This window comes from Citrobacter sp. LUTT5, assembly GCF_009905315.1.
GTDB classification, from domain to species: Bacteria; Pseudomonadota; Gammaproteobacteria; order Enterobacterales; family Enterobacteriaceae; genus Citrobacter; species Citrobacter freundii.
In genome coordinates this window covers 1,981,799-2,002,940 of sequence record NZ_CP047606.1, presented here as the reverse complement: position 1 = coordinate 2,002,940, position 21,142 = coordinate 1,981,799, and the positions used below count along the sequence as shown (strand labels likewise).

Annotated in this window: 22 protein-coding genes; 15 read left to right on the top strand and 7 right to left on the bottom strand. The window is 51.2% G+C overall.

The genetic code is table 11. The annotated features are described in order from the left end of the window. Window positions 1-20: 20 nt before the first annotated feature. From dcyD to GUC46_RS09415, 5 genes are all read right to left on the bottom strand, one after another. Window positions 21-1,007, bottom strand: coding sequence for a D-cysteine desulfhydrase (gene dcyD, locus GUC46_RS09435; protein ID WP_130714546.1), 987 nt, complete (start codon window positions 1,005-1,007; stop codon window positions 21-23). A 108-nt stretch (window positions 1,008-1,115) separates the two neighbouring features. Beyond that, a complete protein-coding gene (gene tcyJ / locus GUC46_RS09430) occupies window positions 1,116-1,916 on the bottom strand; it encodes a cystine ABC transporter substrate-binding protein (protein WP_003030469.1) in 801 nt (266 codons plus the stop codon). A gap of 100 nt (window positions 1,917-2,016) precedes the next feature. After that, window positions 2,017-2,568 (bottom strand): flagella biosynthesis regulatory protein FliZ, encoded by a 552-nt coding sequence (gene fliZ, locus GUC46_RS09425; protein WP_003030467.1) that lies wholly within the window; start codon window positions 2,566-2,568, stop codon window positions 2,017-2,019. A gap of 57 nt (window positions 2,569-2,625) precedes the next feature. Beyond that, the gene (locus GUC46_RS09420) at window positions 2,626-3,345 is read right to left on the bottom strand and encodes an RNA polymerase sigma factor FliA (RefSeq protein ID WP_003030465.1); all 720 of its coding nucleotides are present in this window, start codon (window positions 3,343-3,345) and stop codon (window positions 2,626-2,628) included. 162 nt (window positions 3,346-3,507) lie between these two features. Beyond that, window positions 3,508-5,001, bottom strand: coding sequence for a FliC/FljB family flagellin (locus GUC46_RS09415; protein ID WP_044711118.1), 1,494 nt, complete (start codon window positions 4,999-5,001; stop codon window positions 3,508-3,510). Window positions 5,002-5,256: 255 nt separating this feature from the next. On the opposite strand from GUC46_RS09415, the gene fliD reads away from it, so the two are divergent. The 4 genes from fliD (at window position 5,257) to amyA (ending at window position 9,010) form a co-directional block, all read left to right on the top strand. Next, the gene (fliD, locus tag GUC46_RS09410; RefSeq protein WP_044711120.1) at window positions 5,257-6,660 is read left to right on the top strand and encodes a flagellar filament capping protein FliD; all 1,404 of its coding nucleotides are present in this window, start codon (window positions 5,257-5,259) and stop codon (window positions 6,658-6,660) included. A gap of 15 nt (window positions 6,661-6,675) precedes the next feature. Next, window positions 6,676-7,083 (top strand): flagellar export chaperone FliS, encoded by a 408-nt coding sequence (gene fliS / locus GUC46_RS09405; protein ID WP_003834041.1) that lies wholly within the window; start codon window positions 6,676-6,678, stop codon window positions 7,081-7,083. Next, the gene (gene fliT, locus GUC46_RS09400; RefSeq protein WP_003030458.1) at window positions 7,083-7,454 is read left to right on the top strand and encodes a flagella biosynthesis regulatory protein FliT; all 372 of its coding nucleotides are present in this window, start codon (window positions 7,083-7,085) and stop codon (window positions 7,452-7,454) included. The genes fliS and fliT overlap by 1 nt, the downstream gene beginning before the upstream one ends. 68 nt (window positions 7,455-7,522) lie before the next feature. Continuing rightward, on the top strand, window positions 7,523-9,010 hold the full coding sequence (gene amyA / locus GUC46_RS09395; protein ID WP_003834042.1) for an alpha-amylase: 1,488 nt from the start codon (window positions 7,523-7,525) through the stop codon (window positions 9,008-9,010). A 40-nt stretch (window positions 9,011-9,050) separates the two neighbouring features. Here the strand turns inward: amyA and yedD are convergent, their stop codons facing one another. Further along, window positions 9,051-9,464, bottom strand: coding sequence for a lipoprotein YedD (gene yedD, locus GUC46_RS09390; protein WP_003030454.1), 414 nt, complete (start codon window positions 9,462-9,464; stop codon window positions 9,051-9,053). A 185-nt stretch (window positions 9,465-9,649) separates the two neighbouring features. Here yedD and yedE point away from each other — a divergent pair, with 185 nt between their 5' ends. The 5 genes from yedE (at window position 9,650) to GUC46_RS09365 (ending at window position 13,987) form a co-directional block, all read left to right on the top strand. Further along, window positions 9,650-10,855, top strand: a complete 1,206-nt coding sequence (gene yedE, locus GUC46_RS09385) for a selenium metabolism membrane protein YedE/FdhT (RefSeq protein WP_130714545.1) — start codon at window positions 9,650-9,652, stop codon at window positions 10,853-10,855. Continuing rightward, the gene (yedF, locus tag GUC46_RS09380; RefSeq protein WP_000790504.1) at window positions 10,852-11,085 is read left to right on the top strand and encodes a sulfurtransferase-like selenium metabolism protein YedF; all 234 of its coding nucleotides are present in this window, start codon (window positions 10,852-10,854) and stop codon (window positions 11,083-11,085) included. The genes yedE and yedF overlap by 4 nt, the downstream gene beginning before the upstream one ends. Before the next feature lie 175 nt (window positions 11,086-11,260). Continuing rightward, complete coding sequence (locus GUC46_RS09375; protein WP_160180122.1) at window positions 11,261-11,623, top strand: GtrA family protein; 363 nt, start codon at window positions 11,261-11,263, stop codon at window positions 11,621-11,623. Beyond that, window positions 11,620-12,555, top strand: coding sequence for a glycosyltransferase family 2 protein (locus GUC46_RS09370; RefSeq protein ID WP_057101321.1), 936 nt, complete (start codon window positions 11,620-11,622; stop codon window positions 12,553-12,555). Before GUC46_RS09375 ends, GUC46_RS09370 begins: the two co-directional genes overlap by 4 nt. Next, window positions 12,545-13,987, top strand: a complete 1,443-nt coding sequence (locus tag GUC46_RS09365) for a glucosyltransferase domain-containing protein (protein WP_130714544.1) — start codon at window positions 12,545-12,547, stop codon at window positions 13,985-13,987. Before GUC46_RS09370 ends, GUC46_RS09365 begins: the two co-directional genes overlap by 11 nt. Before the next feature lie 192 nt (window positions 13,988-14,179). Here GUC46_RS09365 and fliE read toward each other — a convergent pair whose 3' ends face one another. Continuing rightward, a complete protein-coding gene (fliE, locus tag GUC46_RS09360; RefSeq protein ID WP_003030448.1) occupies window positions 14,180-14,494 on the bottom strand; it encodes a flagellar hook-basal body complex protein FliE in 315 nt (104 codons plus the stop codon). 216 nt (window positions 14,495-14,710) lie between these two features. On the opposite strand from fliE, the gene fliF reads away from it, so the two are divergent. From fliF to fliK, 6 genes are read left to right on the top strand one after another with little or no spacing between them, the layout of a single operon-like run. Then, entirely contained in the window at window positions 14,711-16,384 is a 1,674-nt protein-coding gene (gene fliF, locus GUC46_RS09355) for a flagellar basal-body MS-ring/collar protein FliF (RefSeq protein ID WP_102190416.1), read from the top strand. Continuing rightward, complete coding sequence (gene fliG, locus GUC46_RS09350) at window positions 16,377-17,375, top strand: flagellar motor switch protein FliG (RefSeq protein WP_003030443.1); 999 nt, start codon at window positions 16,377-16,379, stop codon at window positions 17,373-17,375. The genes fliF and fliG overlap by 8 nt, the downstream gene beginning before the upstream one ends. Further along, entirely contained in the window at window positions 17,368-18,075 is a 708-nt protein-coding gene (gene fliH / locus GUC46_RS09345; protein ID WP_003030441.1) for a flagellar assembly protein FliH, read from the top strand. The genes fliG and fliH overlap by 8 nt, the downstream gene beginning before the upstream one ends. After that, complete coding sequence (gene fliI, locus GUC46_RS09340; protein WP_003030440.1) at window positions 18,075-19,445, top strand: flagellar protein export ATPase FliI; 1,371 nt, start codon at window positions 18,075-18,077, stop codon at window positions 19,443-19,445. The genes fliH and fliI overlap by 1 nt, the downstream gene beginning before the upstream one ends. A gap of 21 nt (window positions 19,446-19,466) precedes the next feature. Further along, window positions 19,467-19,910, top strand: coding sequence for a flagellar export protein FliJ (fliJ, locus tag GUC46_RS09335; RefSeq protein ID WP_003839084.1), 444 nt, complete (start codon window positions 19,467-19,469; stop codon window positions 19,908-19,910). Further along, a complete protein-coding gene (gene fliK, locus GUC46_RS09330) occupies window positions 19,907-21,121 on the top strand; it encodes a flagellar hook length control protein FliK (protein WP_130714543.1) in 1,215 nt (404 codons plus the stop codon). Before fliJ ends, fliK begins: the two co-directional genes overlap by 4 nt. The last annotated feature ends 21 nt before the right edge of the window (window positions 21,122-21,142 follow it).

Below are 21,142 nucleotides of genomic sequence, written 5' to 3'. Positions count from 1 at the left end.
AGCGTTTTTCGACCTGGTTGTTACACGTGAGGATGGTAGGCAAACAGTGCAGGCGCCCCACCGGTATGAATAAAGAGGATTGGCCCTTCATCTTTGAAGCGCTTCTGGCTGATGCCGTCAATCAAACCCGCCATCGCCTTACCGGTATACACCGGATCCAACAAAATGCCTTCGAGGCGCGCCAGCAGTTTTACCGCCTCCATGCCCTCTTCGTTTGGCGTACCGTAGCCCGGCGCATAATAATCATCCCATAACAGGATATCCGCTGAGGCCGTCAGTTCCAGTTCACGGGCAATATCCTGCTGCAACGTGACAACTTTGGTTTTTTGATCGGCGACGCTGCGCGAAACGGTCACGCCGATAAGCTCGACGTCTGGCATCAGTTGTTCCAGGCCCACGGCCAGTCCGGCATGCGTTCCCGCACTGCCCGATGCGACCACCACGGAAGAGAGCGAAACGGCCCCTTCACACTGCTGGGTAATTTCCAGCGCGCTTTCCACATAACCCATCGCCCCCAGAGCATTAGAGCCCCCAACCGGGATCACATACGGGCGGAACCCTTGCGCTTCAATGCGCGTCGCCAGCTCCTGCAACTGCGCATTCGGATCGGTCAGCGCATCGCACATTTCGATCTGCGTATTAAACAGATCCAACAGCAGACGGTTGCCATTGGTGAGATAGTTTTCCGCCGTGGTGCCAATCGGATTTTCCAACAGCGCCACGCAGTGCAGTCCAAGCTTAGCCGCTACCGCCGCAGTCTGGCGAACGTGGTTAGACTGAATCGCGCCTGCAGTTATCAGCGTATCAGCGCCTTCACGCAGTGCGTCTGCGGCCAGGAATTCCAGCTTACGCAGCTTATTGCCGCCCATGGCCATCGGCGTGACGTCATCGCGTTTGATGAAAATATCGCGCCCGAGGTAGTCGGAGAAACGTGGAAGATATTCGAGCGGCGTTGGCGCGCCAATAAATTCCAGACGTGGAAAGCGCGTTAAGTTATGCAGCGGCATACAGCCTCCGGTATTCGTTGTTGTGATGTTCTTTTTATTATGCACGTTCAGGCGCAATCAAATAAAAAAAGGCGCTGTTAAAGGCGCCTTTTTTTCAGCGGATGACGATTATTTCGTCACATCCGCTCCAAACCATTTTTCAGACAGGGCTTTCAGCGTACCGTCTTTCTGCATTTCAGCAATGGCCGCATCAACCGCTTTCAGCAGATCTTCATTGCCTTTGCGCAGCGCCACGCCGGACTCCTGACGGGAGAACGCTTCACCGGTCACAGCCAGCGTATCCTTGGTTTTCTTGACCAGATCCAGCGCCGCCAGACGGTCAACCAGAATGGCGTCGATACGGCCTACACGCAGATCCTGGTATTTAGTCGGGTCGTCATCATAGGTACGAATATCCACGCCCTGCACGTTCTGGCGCAGCCACTCTTCATAGTTGGTGCCCAGACCCACGCCGACTTTTTTACCTTTCAGATCGGCAGCGGTCTTAATAACGCCTTCATTGCCTTTTTTCACCAGCGCCTGAATACCAGAAACCGTATACGGGGTAGAGAAATCGTATTTTTTCTTACGTTCGTCAGAGATGGTCACCTGGTTGATGACCACATCAATGCGCTTGGAATCAAGAGAGGCCAGCATACCATCCCACTTGGTCGGCTTCAGGTTAGCTTTCACCCCAAGGTGCTTGGCCAGTTCCTCAGCGAATTCCACTTCGAAACCGGTGAGCTTGCCATCATCACCCTGAAAACTAAACGGGGGATAGGTCCCTTCCAGGCCCACCAGCAGCGTGCCGCGCTCTTTAACTTTATTTAACAGACCTTCATCTGCATAAGTCTTTACGCTCATTCCGGCGACAAGTGCAACAGCCATTACACCCATCAGAGCCTGACGTCCCAGAAGTGCTAATTTCATAGTTACCCCGAATATTGTCATTAGTGACTATCATTTATGACTACAGTGTAAAACGTTTGCTGTGATCCACAAACACGACTCTGTTACACCTTATTCGTTTTTAATATATATCAGAACTGGCTGTCCAGGAGGATTTCTGCATATGTCCCATGTGGGTATGGGCTTTAAACTGCTCATACTTACGCAAGGCGATGCGGTAATTGTTGGTGCTGGTTTCCGGCAGCCACGGGGCAAGGTTTTCGTCGAGGAACCCTTCCTGCAGCAGATCGTGAGAGATATTTTGTTCGGTCAGGTGATTCCCGAGGCGACGCAGACGGACAACGTATTCACGTACCGTGCCGTGACTCATTTCGGTCTGCTCAAATAAAAACTGTTTAAAACCGATAATATCGAAAAAGTCGCTCTGCTCTTTGCAATGCAAATCACCGCAAAAACGGCACAGTGCCACCCACTCTTTTTTCTCCTGCTCCCACTCGGCTTCATCCAACAAAGTGTCCAGGCGGGCGATGGCGATTTTATTCACAATTTGCCCGCGACGAACCAGCGTGATCCTGTCGAGCAACTTAAAGCAATGGGCGCAATGCGTCTGGCTGTGTTTGAAATCTTTGAGGTAGCGGCTTAGAGGCCGTCTTTTTGATTGCTGCACCGTCATGAGAACTCCTGGTAGTCAATTCGTAATGCGGCATTGTTCAGGGGTAATGATGTACCCCTATAGCTTACCCAGCTTGGTGCGTAGACGTTTGATGGCCTGACTGTGCAACTGGCTGACCCGTGATTCCCCGACTTCCAGTACCGCGCCGATCTCTTTCAGATTCAGCTCTTCCTGGTAGTACAGCGTTAACACCAGCTTTTCGCGCTCAGGCAACGCCTCGATCGCGTCCATCACGCGCTGGCGGAGGTTACCCTCAAGAAGCTGTTGTAACGGGTTTTCCTGCTGATGTTCTTCCGTCACCAGCTCAATACTATCGCCATGCTCTTCCCGCCACTCGTCGTAGGAGAAGAGTTGGCTGTTATTGGTATCGAGCAACATCTGACGATACTCTTGCACAGGAATAGCCAGACGCGCCGCCACTTCGGTTTCCGTCGCGTTGCGCCCTAATTCCTGCTCCAGTTGTCCCATCGCCTGTGCCACTTCGCGAGCATTGCGCCGAACGCTACGCGGCACCCAATCCCGGCTACGTAGTTCGTCCAGCATTGCTCCACGAATACGCTGCACTGCGTAAGTGGTAAATGCCGTTCCTTGCAAAGCGTCATATCGGTCAACGGCATTCAATAACCCGATGCCGCCCGCTTGTAGCAGGTCATCCAGTTCTACGCTCGCCGGCAAACGCACCTGAAGGCGCAATGCTTCGTGACGCACCAACGGTACATAACGCTGCCACAGCGAGTGTTTATCCATTACACCTTCAGCGGTATACAGTGAATTCACGATAAACAGCCCTGCGTTAAATGAGTTATCGGCATGATTATCCGTTTCTGCAGGGGTTTTAATCGGGTGAATAGTGGGTGAAATGGGGGGTTATTTAGGGGTTACGGGTAAAGCTAAATGTAAAAAACCCCGCCGGAGCGGGGTTTGCGCAGTAAGCGTAAATTAACGCAGCAGAGACAGAACGTTCTGCGTGGTCTGGTTAGCCTGTGCCAGTACAGAAGTACCTGCCTGTTGCAGAATGTTTGCACGAGACATGTTGGACACTTCGGTCGCGTAGTCAGCATCTTCGATACGGCTACGGGCTTCAGACAGGTTGTTTACGGTGTTACCCAGGTTGGTGATGGTAGAGTTGAAACGGTTCTGTACCGCACCCAGGTCGGAACGCAGGTCAGCAACTTTCGCCAGTGCCGCGTCGATTTTAGCCAGCGGGCTATCGGTTTTGGTGGTAGCCACTTCGTTCAGAGCTGCACCTGATTTGAAGTCGTGACCTTTAACGCTGGAGGCCAGGTACTGTTTACCAGCAACAGTTGCCACTTCAGTTTTGCCGTTCACACCACCAAACTGCACCGCTGCCTTCTGAGAAACACCAGCAGCATCCGTATAATCAACTGTTTTAGCGGTGATAGTACCGGTTTTAGCATCGTAATCAGCAGCGTAGTATTTGCCGTTGTTTTCCAGTGCATAACCGCCATCAATTGCTTTGCCGTTTTTGTCTTCAAAAGACATTTTAACCAGCGTGGTGTTACCCGCGGTAGCACCTGCAACGCCAGCACCAACTAAAGCTGTTGCTGCTGCAGTAGTGTCTGGTTTAGTGGCAGCGACGTCCACAACCTGGTTCTTAGTCACTGTTTTAGTATCAGCCAGGGTTACTGTATTTTCTTTAGCGCCAATAGTAACGGCAGTACCAGCAACAGTAGCTTTATACATCCCGTTACCAGCAGATGAACCGGTTACGTTAACGTAATAACTGCCATCTTTTTCATTAAACTGGACAGTTGCTGTACCCGTTGCACCGGTACCACCAGTAGCCGTGTCAATATCGGCACCAGTAATCGCAGCAAAGGTATCTGTACCATCTTTATAGGTTGCAGCAGTACCAACAGCAGTTGCTTTAGTGGTGTAAGCATCCTGCACGCTCAGGCTATCCAGACCCAGCGTTTTGGAGTTGATTTCTTTCAGGTTGATATCGATGGTTTCGCCATCGTTGGCACCGACCTGGATGGTCAGGGTGTTGTCTTTCGCCAGCACTTTCACGCCGTTGAACTGGGTCTGACCGGATACGCGGTCGATTTCGTTCAGACGCTGAGTGATTTCAGCCTGGATGGAGTCGAGGTCAGACTGGGAGTTAGTACCAGTAGAAGACTGAACCGCCAGCTCACGAACACGCTGCAGGTTATTGTTGATTTCAGACAGAGAACCTTCAGTGGTCTGCGCGATGGAGATACCATCGTTGGCGTTACGGGACGCCTGAGTCAGACCTTTGATGTTAGAGGTGAAGCGGTTAGCAATCGCCTGACCAGCAGCATCATCTTTCGCGCTGTTGATACGCAGACCAGAGGACAGACGCTCGATAGCGGAGCTCAGAGAAGACTGAGATTTGTTCAGGTTATTCTGGGTCAACAGCGACAGGCTGTTTGTATTGATGACTTGTGCCATGATCTTTTCCTTATCAATTACAACTTGATGTTATTGGGCTGTTGCCCACGGTTTCTCACCGTAACCCTTGTATCGGCACCTTAATTTCGAACTTTAGAAAATTTTTACTTTCCGTCGTTTTTTTTCTTAGCCGCTGAAATACCCTCTATATGCACCACTATTCCGCGCATTATTTTTGCAAAACTATTATTAAACTTTGCGCGCAGATTGCCGATAAAGCGGTTAACTACTGTTTGCAATCACAAGGAATTAGGCATGCCTTCATTTACATCACTGGGCGTTGGTTCGAACTTACCGCTGGATACATTGCTGACAAACTTAACCACTGCTGAGAAAAAGCGTTTAACGCCGATTACCCAGCAGCAGAGCGCTAACACCTCGCGTCTGACCGCGTATGGCACGCTGAAAAGTGCATTAGAAAAATTTCAGACGGCGAACACCGCACTAAACAGTGCCGATCTGTTTAAAAGCACCACAGCCACCAGCAGCACAGAAGATTTAAAAGTCAGTACCACCGCAGGCGCTGCTCCAGGGAAATACACCGTCAGCGTCACTCAACTGGCGCAAGCACAGTCATTATCGACTACGGCAAAAATTACCTCGACTAAAGAACAGTTAGGCGATACCAGCGTCGATGAACGTACGATTACGATTTCGCAGCCAGGCCGTAAAGAACCACTGGAAATCAAATTAGGCAAAGGTGAAACCTCTCTGGAGGATATTCGTGATGCCATTAACGACGCGGACAGCGGTATTTCCGCCAGCCTGGTGAAGGTTAAAGAAGGCGACTACCAATTGGTGTTAACCGCAGAAAGCGGCACTGAAAGCGAAATGACCATCTCAGTATCAAATGATTCGAAACTGAGCGATTTACTGTCCTATGACAGCAAAGCGGGCAGTGGGAAAATGAAGCAACTGGTCGGGGCGCAAAATGCGCAATTGACCGTCAACGGCATTGATATTGAACGTCAAAGCAATACCGTAACTGACGCACCGCAGGGCATCACGCTCCAACTAACCAAAGAAGTAAAAGATGCGTCGATCACTGTAACAAAAAGTGATGAAAAGGCCACAACGGCAATTAAGGCCTGGGTAGAAGCCTATAACTCGCTGGTGGATACCTTTGGCACGCTGACTAAATATAAAGAAGTAGAACCGGGTGAAGCGGCCAGCGCAGACAACGGCGCGTTACTGGGTGATAGCGTTCTCCGTACCATTCAAAACGGCATTCGCGCGCCATTTGCTAACAGCGGCAGCGAATCCCCGTTTAAAACCATGTCTGAGATCGGCATTACGCAGGACGGTGGTACCGGCAAGCTAAAAATCGATGAAGAAAAGCTGGCTAAAGCTCTGAAAGATAATACCGCTGCCACTCGCGAACTGTTGGTTGGCGACGGCAAAGAGACCGGTATTACCACTAAGATTGCCACCGAAGTAAAAAGCTATCTGGCCGATGACGGCATTATCGATAATGCGCAAGACAATATTAACGCCAACCTGAAACTGCTGACTAAGCAGTATCTGACCGTAAGCAACAGTATTGATGAAGTCGTGGCACGTTATAAAGCCCAGTTTACCCAACTGGATTCCATGATGAGTAAGCTGAACAGCACCAGTACGTATTTGGGTCAACAATTTGCTGCGATGAGTAATTCCTGATAACACGAGGTAAGCATGTACACCGCGAGCGGTACCAAAGCCTATGCACAGATCAGTGTGGAAAGCGCCGTAATGAGCGCCAACCCACATCAGTTGATCGAAATGTTGTTTGATGGCGCGAACAGCGCCCTGGTGCGCGCTCGCCTGTTTATGCAGCAGGGTGATATCGTCGCCAAAGGTGAAGCGTTAAGTAAAGCCATCAATATTATTGATAATGGCCTGAAAGCCGGCCTGGACCACGAAAAAGGGGGAGAACTCGCCACCAATCTCTCTTCATTGTATGACTATATGGTTCGCCGTTTACTGCACGCTAATCTGAATAATGATTGTCAAGCCATTGAAGAAGTCGAAGGGTTACTCGGCAACATTGCGGATGCCTGGAAACAGATCTCACCGAACGCGTCGTCCCAGGAGTCTCGTTAATGACCTCAGCCGTGGAGTTTATCAACCGTTGGCAGCGCATCGCGCTACTCAGTCACTCGTTGCTGGAACTGGCGCAGCGCGGTGAATGGGACCTTTTACTGGAACAGGAAGTTACCTATCTGCAAAGTATTGAAGTGGTCATGGAAGAGCAAACTCCACCGGGCATTACGCGAAGTATTCAGGACTTAGTCGCCGGGTACATTAAACAGACGCTGGATAACGAGCAACTGCTCAAAACATTATTGCAGCAACGCCTCGATGAACTCAGCAATCTTATCGGTCAGTCGACGCGCCAAAAGACGTTGAATAACGCCTATGGCCGTCTTTCCGGCATGCTGTTAGTCCCCGACGCCCCCACTGCCCCACAATAATTTCCCGTCTCGTCTGAATTATCTTCCATACTCCAGAGGTCGGCCAAACGACTTCTGGAGCACGGAAGATGAAAAATCCCACGTTATTGCAGTACTTCCACTGGTATTACCCTGATGGCGGTCAACTCTGGCCCGAACTTGCCGAACGCGCAGGCGGACTCAATGATATCGGCATCAATATGGTATGGCTGCCTCCCGCCTATAAAGGCGCGTCCGGCGGCTATTCCGTTGGCTACGACTCCTACGATCTGTTTGATCTGGGCGAATTCGACCAAAAGGGAACCGTCGCCACCAAATACGGCGATAAAAACCAGCTGCTGGCGGCGATTGACGCGCTGAAACACAATGATATTGCCGTACTGCTGGACGTGGTGGTTAACCACAAAATGGGCGCGGATGAGAAAGAAAAGATCCGCGTCCAACGGGTTAACGCCGAGGATCGCACGCAAATAGACGATGAGATTATCGAATGCGAAGGCTGGACGCGCTACACCTTCCCTGCCCGCGCAGGCCAGTACTCGCAATTCATTTGGGATTTCAAATGCTTCAGCGGCATTGACCATATAGAGAATCCCACCGAAGACGGCATTTTCAAAATCGTTAACGATTACACCGGCGAAGGCTGGAACGATCAGGTTGATGATGAGTTGGGTAATTTTGATTATCTGATGGGAGAAAATATCGATTTTCGTAATCACGCCGTCACCGAGGAAATCAAATACTGGGCGCGCTGGGTGATGGATCAAACCCATTGCGACGGCTTTCGCCTGGATGCCGTCAAGCACATTCCGGCCTGGTTTTATAAAGAGTGGATTGAGCACGTGCAGGAAGTCGCGCCAAAACCGCTGTTTATCGTCGCGGAATACTGGTCCCACGAAGTCGATAAGCTACAAACCTACATCAACCAGGTAGAGGGGAAAACCATGCTGTTCGACGCCCCCCTACAGATGAAGTTTCACGAAGCGTCCCGTCAGGGCCGCGATTATGACATGAGCCAGATTTTCACCGATACCCTGGTAGAAGCAGATCCGTTTCATGCCGTCACGCTGGTGGCCAATCACGACACCCAACCTTTACAGGCACTCGAAGCCCCCGTCGAGCCGTGGTTTAAGCCGCTGGCCTATGCGCTGATCTTGCTGCGTGAAAATGGCGTACCGTCGGTGTTTTACCCTGACCTCTACGGAGCGCATTACGAAGACACCGGCGGCGATGGCGAAACCTATCCTATCGACATGCCGATCATTGAACAGCTTGATGAACTGATCCTCGCGCGCCAGCGCTTCGCACACGGGGTACAGACACTCTTTTTCGATCATCCTAACTGTATCGCTTTTAGCCGCAGCGGAACGGACGACGATCCCGGCTGTGTGGTTGTTCTGTCTAACGGCGATGACGGGGAAAAGACCATCAATCTCGGCGCGAATTACGGCAATAAAACCTGGCGTGACTATCTGGGAAATCGCGAGGAAAGCGTGGTCACCGATGAAAACGGCGAAGCAACGTTTTATTGTAACGGCGGGAGCGTCAGCGTGTGGGTCATTGAAGAAGTGATATAAAATTCAACCCCGGTGGCCATGGGCTACCGGGGCGTACGGTTTATGGCAGCGGTGTGGCCAGCGGCGTTTTCTTTAACGCGTCAGCGCACTCCTGCGTTGGGCGATCGACCCGTTGCAGCGTCATACCGTCATATTCCAGCGTATTGCCTTCGCGTTCGATCTCATACAGCTCGCGTTTCACCGTCACGTTGGTGAGATCGCCAGAGAGCATCGTCAGTTTCCCCGGCAGCGCGATCACCCGCTGCCACTGGCGACAATCCAGCGTATCGCCCTCTTTCGTTATCACCAGGCTGGCAATCGCTTCCGGGCTTACCAGACTGCGTTGCGGACCTTTTGACTGCCAGTATCCTTCCAGACCGGCTGGCGCTGGCGTTTTCACCACGTCGTTATAATTTTCTACTTCGGCGCATCCGGTAAGCGCCAGAAATACACCAACGATTGCTAATTTTTTCATCATTCATCCTGCATGCGAAGAAAATGGGATTGTGGCATTAAAGGCCTGATGTCGCCAGCCTTTCGGCAGCGTTGAGAAAGATTGATCCAGACGGTATTACCTCTTATTACTCATAGTCAAAAATTATGAACGGTGTAGTATCCACACTTCTTGTTACATACCTTCTGAGTTCAGAGGCGCAACGCATGTCATGGCAACACTTCAAACAGGCCTGGTTAATTAAATTTTGGGCCCCCGCCCCTGCGGTCATCGCAGCGGGTATTCTCTCCACTTATTATTTCGGCATTACGGGAACCTTCTGGGCCGTTACCGGTGAATTCACCCGTTGGGGTGGGCAAATCCTGCAATTATTTGGCGTTCACGCCGAAGAGTGGGGTTACTACAAGCTGATCCAGCTCGAAGGCTCGCCCCTGACCCGCATTGACGGCATGATGATCCTCGGTATGTTCGGCGGCTGTTTTGCTGCCGCACTGTGGGCTAACAACGTCAAGTTACGCATGCCGCGCAGTCGGGTGCGCATTATGCAGGCGATAGTCGGCGGGATGATCGCCGGATTCGGCGCCCGGCTCGCGATGGGCTGCAACCTGGCCGCATTCTTCACCGGCATTCCACAGTTCTCGCTACATGCCTGGTTTTTCGCGCTGGCAACGGCAATCGGCTCATGGTTTGGCGCACGCTTTACCCTGCTACCGATGTTTCGTATTCCGGTCAAAATGCAGAAAGTCTCCGCCGCTTCGCCGTTGACGCAAAAGCCGGATCAGGCCCGTCGCCGTTTCCGCCTTGGCATGCTGGTGTTTATCGGCATGATCGGCTGGGCGCTGCTCACCGCGATGGATAAACCCAAGCTCGGTCTGGCGATGCTGTTTGGCGTTGGGTTCGGTCTGCTGATTGAACGGGCGCAAATCTGCTTCACCTCCGCCTTCCGCGACCTGTGGATTTCCGGTCGCACCCATATGGCAAAAGCGATCATCTTCGGGATGGCGGTCAGCGCCATCGGTATCTTTAGCTACGTGCAACTGGGCGTCGAGCCTAAAATCATGTGGGCGGGTCCAAATGCGGTGATCGGCGGCTTGCTGTTCGGCTTTGGCATCGTTTTAGCGGGCGGATGTGAAACCGGCTGGATGTACCGCGCCGTTGAAGGCCAGGTGCATTACTGGTGGGTTGGTCTGGGCAACGTTATTGGCTCGACCATTCTGGCCTACTACTGGGATGATTTTGCTCCCGCGCTTGCCACCAACTGGGACAAAGTGAATCTGCTCAACACCTTCGGTCCGCTCGGCGGTCTGCTGGTGACCTATCTGCTGTTGTTTGCCGCGCTGATGCTCATTATCGGCTGGGAAAAACGCTTCTTCCGTCGCGCAGGACTGACGCCTGCCAAGGAGTCTGTATGAAAAATATCGTGCCTGATTATCGCCTCGATATGGTCGGCGAACCGTGTCCATACCCGGCTGTCGCCACGCTGGAAGCGATGCCGCAATTGAAGAAAGGTGAAATTCTGGAAGTGGTGAGCGATTGCCCGCAGTCAATCAACAATATTCCACTGGATGCGCGTAATCACGGCTATACGGTGCTGGATATTCAGCAGGATGGCCCAACGATCCGCTATTTGATTCAGAAGTAATGCGATTCTCCCGTTGCCTGGCGCGGCGGGAGAATGTTCAGTGACTAAACATGCCTCGACATCAGGTGCATGACTTTGCGCTCCCGCCTTTGTTTCCTCTACTTAACATCACAGGTCGATCGTTCCATTCTCAGATGGTAAACTGTCGGACTCTAAGAATTCGCTGATTTTTATAATGTTTAAACTATTCGCAAAGTACACATCAATAGGGGTCATCAACACGATGATTCACTGGTTTGTCTTTGCTATATGCATATACGGGCTGCACACCGGACAAGCTCTCGGTAATTTTTCTGGTTTCCTCGTGGCGGTATCGTTCAGCTTCTTTGCAAACGCAAGATTCACTTTCAAGTCATCGACTACAACCATGCGCTACATGCTCTATGTTGGCTTCATGGGCACACTCAGCGCTGCTGTAGGATTGTGTGCTGATAAGTCAGGTATGGCACCTATCATCACTTTAATCTTATTCTCAGCCATCAGTTTGGTATGCGGTTTCATTTATTCTAAGTTCATTGTCTTTAGGGATGCGAAATGAAAATATCTTTGGTCGTTCCGGTCTTTAACGAAGAGGACGCGATACCAATTTTCTATAAAAATGTTCGCGAATTTGAAGAACTCAAAAAGCATGATGTAGAAATCGTATTCATCAATGACGGAAGCAAAGACGCAACAGAATCAATGATCAACGCGCTTGCGATATCTGATAAGCTCGTGGTTCCTGTTTCATTTACCCGTAATTTTGGAAAAGAGCCAGCCATATGCGCGGGGCTTGACTATGCCACTGGTGAAGCCGTCATTCCGATTGATGTTGACCTACAAGATCCCATTGACGTTATTCCGGCCATGATAGAGAAATGGCAGTCAGGTGCAGATATTGTACTGGCAAAGCGTTCTGACCGCTCTACAGATGGGAAACTAAAGCGTAAAACCGCTGAATGGTTTTATAAATTACACAATAAAATCAGTGACCCCAAAATAGAAGAGAACGTTGGCGACTTTAGACTCCTGTCCCGCCATGTAGTAGAGAACATAAAACTCATGCCAGAACGTAACCTATTTATGAAAGGCATTCTGAGCTGGGTTGGTGGTCGTACTGATGTCGTCGAATACACACGAGCCGGGCGTATTGCGGGCAACTCAAAATTTAACGGTTGGAAATTGTGGAATCTCGCACTAGAGGGCATTACCAGTTTTTCGACGTTTCCACTCCGGATTTGGACTTACATTGGTTTTTTTGTCGCTGCTTTATCCTTCTTGTACGGAGCGTGGATGATTGCCGATAAAATATTTTGGGGAAACCCGGTGGCGGGATATCCATCTATTATTGTTTCTATTCTCTTCCTTGGTGGTGTTCAGCTAATTGGAATAGGTGTGTTAGGGGAGTACATAGGCAGAATATACATCGAAAGCAAGCAACGTCCACGCTATATAGTTAAAAAACAAGATGGAAATAAAAATGTTCTCTAAACTCGACAAGAAATTACTCTTAATTTACTCAGGACTGGCTCTATTATTCATCTATCCTTTAATACAAGCTGGAATATACTATAGGGACGACTTAGATAGATCCATAAGTGGGTATTATGGTTGGCGTGGCTTAGGCCGGCCTTTTGCAGATATTTTAGCAAGATTTTTTTCTGCAAGTGGTCATTACAATCTTGACTTATTTCCGTACACGATGCTCGCGTCCTGTGTATTTTTAGGTGCATCTTCACTTGCGCTCAGTAAACATTTGATCAGAAAAGATGTTGCAAATGCAAAAATGGTTGCCGCACTTTTAATATTCAATCCATTCATTCTGCAAAATATCTCTTATCGATACGATAGTCTGGGAATGTCTATCGCTTTTTTCCTTGCAGTAATTGCGTATACATATTCAAATAAAAATTTGGCACTAGAGATTGCGACAAAACTAATATCAGGAATATTAGCTTTAACATTGTATCAGCCATGTGCAAACATTTTTATTGGTTTACTTGCTATTGACGTAATAATTATAGCGTTAAAACAACACGTAAAAGTCAAAGAATTCGTAATCTTTTTATTCAAAAAAACAATTCTATTTTTATCATTTTACATTATCTATATGCTTTTCTTTTCTCCAAAAAACAACTCTCGCGCAGAGCTAATACCTTTGGATAAAGGAGGATTGGATTACCTCATAGGAACATTAGCTTCTTTAAAAGCGTTAGTCCTTTCTTATCTTTATCATCCGGTTTACATCTATTTCGCAATCCCGATATTAATAGGCTGTGTTTTTATGTTCATTTCCTATCGCGCACGCATAGGAAATATCGTGTATTTTATTCTATATGGGGCCATTTCCTTTTTAATATTTATTGTGTCTCTTATGGGGCCAACCATATTGCTTCAGGATGCACCTGTACTTCCACGTACTTTAGTCTCCTTTTCAGTTATAATGGTTATGATTGCTATACCAATCATGCACTTCTCTCCTCGCCTAAAATATATGGCACTGATTCCTGTCATTGCTTCATTTGCCTTTAGCGCTCAATTGGGCAACACAATGAAAGCACAACAAGAATATGAAGATTTTGTTTTCAACATGATTGCGCAGGATATTGCAAATCATAAGAACATCGTTTCGATTGGGACTGTAGGCCAGTTAAATGCAAATGAAAGAGCAAAACTGATAATAGAAAACAAACCGCTTGTAGGTCATTTCGTTTTTCCAGCCACTGAGTTTTTAGCATCCTTCCAATTAATTAACAAAGGATTATTACAAACACAGCATGGTTATAGTGATGTGCAAGAAAACAAAAATAAACTGGCTAATATGATAAGCAAAGGAATCAAACCGGTATCCTCTAACCAGTATTACTCATTATTTATTTCAGATAACACCGCCATAGTCTTTTTGGGGAAATACAATAATTAGCTATTACGAGCCCTCATACTGAAATTTGAGGGCTTTTTATTCGGCAAGATGGGATTCATGACGACGGCTCAGCATCAGGCATACCTTACGGTACATACAGGAAACTTCACTGAGATAAAATGCCGGGAGTTTGACCGATGTGATGTGCATCCATGCACTTTTATATTAAACCGCAGATTTAGGTTAGTGAACCTACACCTGCATCGACATCACTTCCTGATACGCCGACACCAGTTTGTTACGTACCTGAATACCCATCTGCATTGATACCGACGCTTTTTGCATATCGGTCATCACATCATTCAGCGCAATACCCGGTTCACCGAGGGTAAATTTCTCAGCCTGCGTACGGGACGCGGTTTGCACATCGCTGATCCTGTCTAACGCCGCATGCAATTGTCCGGCAAAACTCACGGTCGGTTGTGGCTGCATATCCTGCATTTTTGCTGACATCGCCGTGGCCTGTAACTGGCTGATGACCCCTTCAATCCCCTGTATTGCCGACATTCTGATCCCCTGGATGATTTTTTACATAGCTGAGATTACCAGTTAGTCAATAAGATAAAGGCGTTAAATAACGATAAAAAACCACGGTTTTTAACGCATAGAAAAATTCGAAACCGCAAATAATGAGACCGTCAATTTTTCGAGTTTGCTGACCCGGGAGTGAGTCTTGTTCCACTTTGCAAAAAACGCCGTCCACGATAAGCCACGAGGTGCGAGATGAGTGCGACAGCATCGACTGCAACCCAGCTTAAACCTCTCGAGTGGTTAAACCGCCTGCGCGCGAATCCCAGAATTCCTCTGATTGTGGCGGGAGCCGCTGCCGTCGCTATCATCGTGGCGATGGTCCTGTGGGCCAAAACACCTGACTACCGCACACTGTTCAGCAATCTATCCGATCAGGATGGTGGCGCGATTGTCACCCAACTGACGCAGATGAACGTTCCCTATCGTTTTACTGAGGGAAGCGGTGCTATAGAAGTTCCTGCCGATAAAGTTCACGAATTGCGATTGCGTCTGGCACAACAAGGTCTGCCGAAGGGCGGCGCCGTTGGCTTTGAGCTGCTGGATCAGGAAAAGTTTGGTATTAGCCAGTTTAGCGAGCAGGTCAACTACCAGCGTGCGCTGGAAGGTGAATTAGCCCGTACCATTGAAACGCTGGGACCGGTAAAACGCGCCCGCGTGCATCTGGCAATGCCAAAACCGTCGCTGTTTGTGCGTGAGCAAAAAGCACCTTCAGCCTCCGTGACCGTTAACCTTGAACCTGGCCGCGCACTGGATGAAGGTCAAATCAGTGCGGTCACGCATCTGGTTTCCAGCGCTGTTGCAGGCTTGCCGCCGGGCAACGTTACGCTGGTCGACCAGGCGGGTCATCTGTTAACTCAGTCAAACACCAGCAGCCGCGATCTTAACGATGCGCAGTTGAAATACGCGAGCGATGTCGAAGGGCGCGTTCAACGTCGTATCGAATCGATCCTGTCGCCGATTGTCGGCAACGGTAACGTACATGCGCAGGTCACCGCGCAACTGGATTTTGCTAATAAAGAGCAAACCGAAGAACAGTACCGTCCAAACGGTGATGATTCCCAGGCCGTGCTGCGTTCACGCCAGTTAAACGTCAGCGAGCAGATCGGGAGCGGAGCGCCAGGCGGCGTACCGGGCGCATTGTCTAATCAACCAGCACCGGCTAATACCGCGCCAATCGCCACCCCTCCGGCTAATCAGCAAAATGCGCAAACCGCGCAAACGGCAAATAACAACAATAATTCTGGTCCACGCAGTACGCAGCGTAATGAAACCAGCAACTATGAAGTCGACCGTACCATTCGCCACACCAAAATGAACGTCGGCGATGTGCAGCGTCTCTCGGTTGCAGTGGTGGTCAACTATAAAACGTTGCCGGACGGTAAACCGCTGCCGTTAACCGCAGATCAGATGAAACAGATTGAGGACCTGACCCGCGAAGCGATGGGCTTCTCCGACAAACGTGGCGATACCCTGAACGTGGTGAACTCTCCGTTCACGGCGACCGACGATTCCATAGGTGAGCTGCCGTTCTGGAAACAGCAGGTCTTTATTGAACAGTTGATGACCGCTGGCCGTTGGTTGCTGGTGCTGCTTGTTGCCTGGATCCTGTGGCGTAAGGCTGTTCGCCCGCAGTTGGTTCGCCGCAGCGAAGAAGCAAAAGCGGTACAAGAACAAACGCGTATCCGTCAGGAAACCGAAGAAGCGGTAGAAGTTCGCCTCAGCAAAGACGAACAAACCCAGCAGCGTCGTACGAATCAACGTCTGGGTGCAGAAGTGATGAGCCAGCGTATTCGTGAAATGTCAGATAACGATCCGCGCGTCGTGGCGCTGGTCATTCGCCAGTGGATGAGTAACGATCATGAGTAATGCCCTTACCGGTACCGATAAAAGCGTCATCCTGCTGATGACCATTGGCGAAGATCGCGCGGCTGAGGTATTTAAACACCTTTCCACGCGCGAAGTTCAGGCGCTCAGTACAGCGATGGCGAACGTACGCCAGATCTCCAACAAACAGTTGACGGAAGTGCTGGCCGAGTTTGAGCAAGAAGCAGAACAATTTGCCGCGCTGAATATCAACGCCAACGAATATCTGCGCTCCGTGCTGGTGAAAGCGCTGGGCGAGGAACGCGCCTCCAGCCTGCTGGAAGATATTCTGGAAACCCGCGATACCACCAGCGGCATTGAAACGCTCAACTTTATGGAGCCACAAAGCGCCGCCGACCTTATCCGCGACGAGCATCCACAGATTATCGCCACCATTCTGGTGCACCTCAAACGGGGCCAGGCCGCCGATATTCTGGCGCTGTTCGACGAGCGTTTACGTCACGACGTGATGCTGCGTATCGCCACCTTCGGCGGCGTGCAGCCTGCCGCGCTGGCAGAACTGACCGAGGTACTGAACGGTCTGCTCGATGGTCAGAACCTCAAGCGCAGCAAAATGGGCGGCGTGAGAACGGCAGCAGAAATTATCAACCTGATGAAAACTCAGCAGGAAGAAGCGGTTATTACCGCCGTACGCGAATTCGACGGCGAGCTGGCACAGAAAATTATCGACGAGATGTTCCTGTTCGAAAACCTGGTGGACGTCGACGATCGCAGTATCCAGCGCCTGTTGCAGGAAGTGGATTCCGAATCACTGCTGATTGCCCTGAAAGGTGCCGAACAGCCGCTACGCGAGAAGTTCCTGCGCAACATGTCGCAACGTGCTGCCGATATTCTGCGCGACGACCTTGCCAACCGCGGCCCGGTGCGTTTGTCGCAGGTGGAAAACGAACAGAAAGCCATTCTGCTTATTGTGCGTCGTCTGGCGGAAACCGGCGAGATGGTGATAGGCAGCGGCGAGGATACCTATGTCTAACGAACTGCCGTGGAAAGTCTGGACTCCGGACGACCTCGCCCCACCGATGGCGGAGTTCGTACTGGCCGACCACAGCGAAACGCCGCTGTCAGAAGAAGCTGAAGAGCCACAGCTTTCCGCAGAGCAACAGCTTGAACAGCAGCTCGCACAGCTGCAAATGCAGGCCCATGAGCAAGGGTATAACGCGGGGCTGGCGGAAGGTCGACAAAAAGGTCACGAACAAGGCTATCAGGAAGGTCTGAGCCAGGGGCTGGAGCAAGGCCAGAACCAGGCGCGAGCACAGCATGCGCCGATCCATGCCCGCATGCAGCAGCTGGTGAGTGAGTTTCAGAATACGCTGGACGCGCTGGATAGCGTCATTGCCTCGCGACTGATGCAAATGGCGCTGGAAGCTGCGCGTCAGGTGATTGGTCAGACGCCAATCGTGGATAACGCGGCGCTGATTAAGCAAATCCAACAGTTATTGCAACAGGAACCGCTGTTTAGCGGTAAACCGCAGCTGCGCGTACATCCGGACGATCTCCAGCGTGTGGAGGAGATGCTCGGCGCCACTCTCAGCCTGCACGGCTGGCGGCTACGCGGCGATCCCACGCTGCATCACGGCGGTTGTAAAGTCTCAGCTGATGAAGGCGATCTGGATGCCAGCGTCGCCACGCGCTGGCAAGAACTCTGCCGTCTGGCAGCGCCGGGAGTCGTGTAATGACCACTCGCCTGACTCGCTGGCTCAATACGCTGGACAACTTCGAAGAGAAAATGTCACTGCTGCCTGCGGTGCGTCGTTATGGTCGCCTGACCCGCGCAACCGGGCTGGTGCTGGAAGCCACGGGGTTACAGCTGCCGCTCGGTGCCACCTGCGTCATTGAACGTCAGGACGGCAACGAAACCCAGGAGGTCGAAAGCGAAGTCGTGGGCTTTAACGGTCAACGTCTGTTTCTGATGCCGCTCGAAGAAGTCGAAGGCGTTCTGCCCGGCGCGCGCGTATACGCGAAGAACATTGCCGGAGAAGGCCTGCAAAGCGGGAAGCAATTACCGCTTGGCCCTGCTCTGCTGGGTCGTGTGCTGGACGGTAGCGGCAAACCGCTCGACGGCCTGCCCGCCCCGGATACCACCGAAACCGGCGCGCTGATTACACCGCCGTTTAACCCCCTGCAACGCACCGCAATTGAACACGTCCTGGATACTGGCGTACGCCCCATCAACGCGTTGTTAACCGTTGGACGCGGCCAGCGTATGGGGCTTTTCGCCGGTTCCGGCGTCGGTAAAAGCGTCCTGCTCGGCATGATGGCGCGCTATACCCAGGCCGATGTTATCGTCGTGGGTCTGATTGGCGAGCGTGGTCGCGAAGTTAAAGATTTTATTGAAAATATTCTCGGCGCTGACGGTCGCGCACGCTCGGTAGTGATTGCCGCTCCGGCGGACGTCTCGCCGCTGTTACGTATGCAAGGTGCGGCCTACGCCACGCGCATCGCCGAAGATTTTCGCGATCGCGGACAGCATGTATTGCTGATTATGGACTCCCTCACCCGCTACGCGATGGCACAACGTGAGATAGCCCTGGCGATCGGCGAGCCACCGGCAACCAAAGGTTATCCACCCTCAGTATTCGCTAAGTTACCGGCGCTGGTCGAACGGGCCGGTAACGGTATCCATGGAGGCGGTTCAGTTACCGCGTTTTATACGGTACTGACCGAGGGTGACGACCAACAGGACCCGATTGCCGATTCCGCGCGCGCGATTCTGGACGGTCACATTGTGCTGTCTCGTCATCTGGCCGAGGCGGGTCACTATCCGGCCATCGATATTGAAGCCTCGATCAGTCGCGCCATGACCGCGCTCATTAGTGAAAAACACTATGCGCGGGTGCGTAACTTTAAACAGTTGCTGTCCAGCTTCCAGCGTAACCGCGATCTGGTCAGCGTGGGAGCATATGCCAAAGGCAGCGATCCGATGCTGGATAAAGCCATAGCCTTATGGCCGCAGCTGGAAGCATTCTTACAGCAAGGTATTTTTGAACGGGCTGACTGGGAAGATTCTCTACAAGCTTTGGAACTGATTTTCCCTGGTGTGTGATTAAGCAGGAGAGCATAGGTCATGGCACAACATGGTGCATTAGCAACATTGAAAGACCTGGCTGAAAAAGAGGTAGATGACGCTGCTGTCTTATTGGGAGAGATGCGTCGTGGCTGTCAGCAGGCGGAAGAACAGTTAAAAATGCTGATCGATTATCAGCATGAGTATCGCAACAATCTGAATACCGATATGGGCCAAGGTATTACCAGCAATCGCTGGATCAATTACCAACAATTTATTCAGACGCTGGAAAAAGCGATTGAGCAACATCGCCAACAGCTCAATCAATGGACACAGAAAGTAGACCAGGCATTGAACAGTTGGCGCGACAAAAAACAACGATTACAGGCGTGGCAGACGTTGCAGGACAGACAAACCTCGGCGGCGTTACTGGCCGAAAACCGTCTGGATCAGAAAAAAATGGATGAATTTGCTCAGCGCGCAGCTATGAGGAAACCCGAATGATTACTTTACCCCAACTGATTACCACCGACACCGATGTAGCCGCAGGTCTTCAGTCAGGCAAAGCGGTAGATTCACCCGAGGATTTTTTAGCGCTACTGGCTGGCGCATTAGGTGCGGGCGACGAGCAGGGTAAAGACGCCCCGCTGTCGCTTGCCGATTTACAAGCGGCTGGCAGCAAGCTGCAAAAAGGGTTACTGCAAAAAAATGGCGATGTCGCACAGTCAGTCAAATTAACCGATCTGCTGGCGCAACAGGAGCTGCAAACCGAGACTTCTCTTGCCGACATGACTGACGCTCAGCAACTGTTGTCCGCTCTCACGCCTTCACTGAAAGCGAATGCCCTGACGACACTGGGCAAAGTCGCGCAGCAGGACGAAAAAAACACTACGCTGAGTGATGACGATCTCGCCAACCTGAGCGCGCTGTTCGCCATGCTGCCAGGACAACCACTGGCTACGCCTGCCGTCGACAGCGCACCAGCCCCTGTTGATGCGGCGCTTTCCGCATTGTCACGAGGCGCGGTACACGGCGCGGCGACTGATAATGCAGACGAATTACTGCCGGGCGATGCCAAAAAAGGCAAAGCGGATGTCACGATTGCTGGCGGTGGTGCTAATCAGGCAAACAATCCAACATTAACCCCGCTGACGGCAGCAGTGAACGCCAGAGCTGAAATCGACAGCACCCCGTCACCGACCAGCATTGGCATGACTGCGGCCCCGCTAAGTGGTCCACAAACACACGCACAACCGTTACCGACGGCCGCGCCGGTGTTAAGCGCTCCGTTAGGTAGCCATGAATGGCAGCAATCGCTGAGCCAGCACGTCACCTTGTTCACGCGCCAGGGCCAGCAAAGCGCAGAGCTGCGTCTGCATCCGCAGGACCTGGGTCAGGTACATATTTCGCTCAAGCTGGACGATAACCTCGCACAGTTACAAATGGTTTCACCGCACAGTCACGTGCGCGCCGCACTGGAAGCCGCATTACCGATGCTGCGTACACAGTTGGCTGAAAGCGGGATCCAACTGGGGCAAAGCAACATCAGCAGTGAAAGCTTCGCTGGCCATCAGCAGTCTTCCGGACAGCAACAGCAGTCTGGTCGCGCTCAAGGACAAGACATTTTTGCCGCTGAAGATGACGCAATACTGGCAACCCCAGCCTCGCTGCAAGCCGCTGCCCGCGGCGATGGCGCAGTAGACATCTTCGCCTAACGCCAGAGGTAGCATGATTAT

Excerpts from the sequence above, each read along its gene's own strand:
- GUC46_RS09365 (WP_130714544.1), top strand. The coding sequence starts at position 12,545 with ATGTTCTCTAAACTCGACAAGAAATTACTCTTAATTTACTCAGGACTG.
- fliS (WP_003834041.1), top strand. The coding sequence starts at position 6,676 with ATGTACACCGCGAGCGGTACCAAAGCCTATGCACAGATCAGTGTGGAA.
- fliZ (WP_003030467.1), bottom strand. The coding sequence starts at position 2,568 with ATGACGGTGCAGCAATCAAAAAGACGGCCTCTAAGCCGCTACCTCAAA.
- fliH (WP_003030441.1), top strand. The coding sequence starts at position 17,368 with ATGTCTAACGAACTGCCGTGGAAAGTCTGGACTCCGGACGACCTCGCC.
- GUC46_RS09370 (WP_057101321.1), top strand. The coding sequence starts at position 11,620 with ATGAAAATATCTTTGGTCGTTCCGGTCTTTAACGAAGAGGACGCGATA.
- GUC46_RS09375 (WP_160180122.1), top strand. The coding sequence starts at position 11,261 with ATGTTTAAACTATTCGCAAAGTACACATCAATAGGGGTCATCAACACG.
- fliD (WP_044711120.1), top strand. The coding sequence starts at position 5,257 with ATGCCTTCATTTACATCACTGGGCGTTGGTTCGAACTTACCGCTGGAT.
- fliK (WP_130714543.1), top strand. The coding sequence starts at position 19,907 with ATGATTACTTTACCCCAACTGATTACCACCGACACCGATGTAGCCGCA.
- amyA (WP_003834042.1), top strand. The coding sequence starts at position 7,523 with ATGAAAAATCCCACGTTATTGCAGTACTTCCACTGGTATTACCCTGAT.
- fliG (WP_003030443.1), top strand. The coding sequence starts at position 16,377 with ATGAGTAATGCCCTTACCGGTACCGATAAAAGCGTCATCCTGCTGATG.
- dcyD (WP_130714546.1), bottom strand. The coding sequence starts at position 1,007 with ATGCCGCTGCATAACTTAACGCGCTTTCCACGTCTGGAATTTATTGGC.
- fliE (WP_003030448.1), bottom strand. The coding sequence starts at position 14,494 with ATGTCGGCAATACAGGGGATTGAAGGGGTCATCAGCCAGTTACAGGCC.
- tcyJ (WP_003030469.1), bottom strand. The coding sequence starts at position 1,916 with ATGAAATTAGCACTTCTGGGACGTCAGGCTCTGATGGGTGTAATGGCT.
- fliJ (WP_003839084.1), top strand. The coding sequence starts at position 19,467 with ATGGCACAACATGGTGCATTAGCAACATTGAAAGACCTGGCTGAAAAA.
- fliI (WP_003030440.1), top strand. The coding sequence starts at position 18,075 with ATGACCACTCGCCTGACTCGCTGGCTCAATACGCTGGACAACTTCGAA.
- fliT (WP_003030458.1), top strand. The coding sequence starts at position 7,083 with ATGACCTCAGCCGTGGAGTTTATCAACCGTTGGCAGCGCATCGCGCTA.
- GUC46_RS09415 (WP_044711118.1), bottom strand. The coding sequence starts at position 5,001 with ATGGCACAAGTCATCAATACAAACAGCCTGTCGCTGTTGACCCAGAAT.
- fliF (WP_102190416.1), top strand. The coding sequence starts at position 14,711 with ATGAGTGCGACAGCATCGACTGCAACCCAGCTTAAACCTCTCGAGTGG.
- yedD (WP_003030454.1), bottom strand. The coding sequence starts at position 9,464 with ATGAAAAAATTAGCAATCGTTGGTGTATTTCTGGCGCTTACCGGATGC.
- yedE (WP_130714545.1), top strand. The coding sequence starts at position 9,650 with ATGTCATGGCAACACTTCAAACAGGCCTGGTTAATTAAATTTTGGGCC.
- yedF (WP_000790504.1), top strand. The coding sequence starts at position 10,852 with ATGAAAAATATCGTGCCTGATTATCGCCTCGATATGGTCGGCGAACCG.